We start from the raw sequence: 705 nt of genomic DNA, 5'->3' as shown, positions 1-705 counted from the left end.
CAAACAACTCGCTCGGACATGGGCGCTCATGGGAATGAGTTCGGAGCTGTGGCGCGACGAAGCGTAGAGAGATGCCGGTTTCTCGTCGCTCAACGACTTTCTCTACAATCTCTGGGACAAGTGGTTCATCTCGCTGGACCCCAACGCCTCCCTGTACTGCACAGAAATGGAAGGACGCGGACGTGAGCCGAACACCGACGGCGACCTAGAAGCCGCCCTCGGTCGCATCGATGCAAGGGTGTACGTCATGCCATTCGAGAAGGGCAACGTGTTCACCGTCGAGGATTGTCAAGACGAGGAAGAGATGATTCCGAATAGTGAATTCTATCCAATATCGACACCGTGGGGGAACTTTGAGAAGTTCGGGTTTGACCCCACTGACTTCGAATTTATCGATGCCAAGATTGGTCAAATACTCGATGAGATGTGTTAGTTCATTCGATTGAACTATTATTTTACTATGTATGTATATATGTCATGATTGGCCAAAAATATATCTTCTGATCACTCATGTAGTCCTATATCACTCATGTTTAGCTTGCATATTCCAAATTTACCATTTATATAAATACAATTATTACATAATAACCCAAATAAGCGTATTTCATGTATGAATTTTCGCTCTACATTCCTACGGAGAGATGTTTGAACAACAGTGTATAATTAACATCTTCTTGACTATTAATGTTTATTATCAATAAAATA

Annotated in this window: 1 protein-coding gene; it reads left to right on the top strand. The window is 43.0% G+C overall.

Features of this window, described 5'->3' with window-relative positions; all coding sequences use genetic code 11:
• Window positions 1–166 precede the first annotated feature (166 nt).
• On the top strand, window positions 167–433 hold the full coding sequence (locus DEQ92_RS21095; protein WP_115821735.1) for a hypothetical protein: 267 nt from the start codon (window positions 167–169) through the stop codon (window positions 431–433).
• Window positions 434–705: the final 272 nt, after the last annotated feature.

It is taken from the genome of Haloferax sp. Atlit-6N, assembly GCF_003383195.1.
GTDB lineage: Archaea > Halobacteriota > Halobacteria > Halobacteriales > Haloferacaceae > Haloferax > Haloferax gibbonsii.
This window is presented reverse-complemented; position numbering and strand designations above follow the sequence as displayed.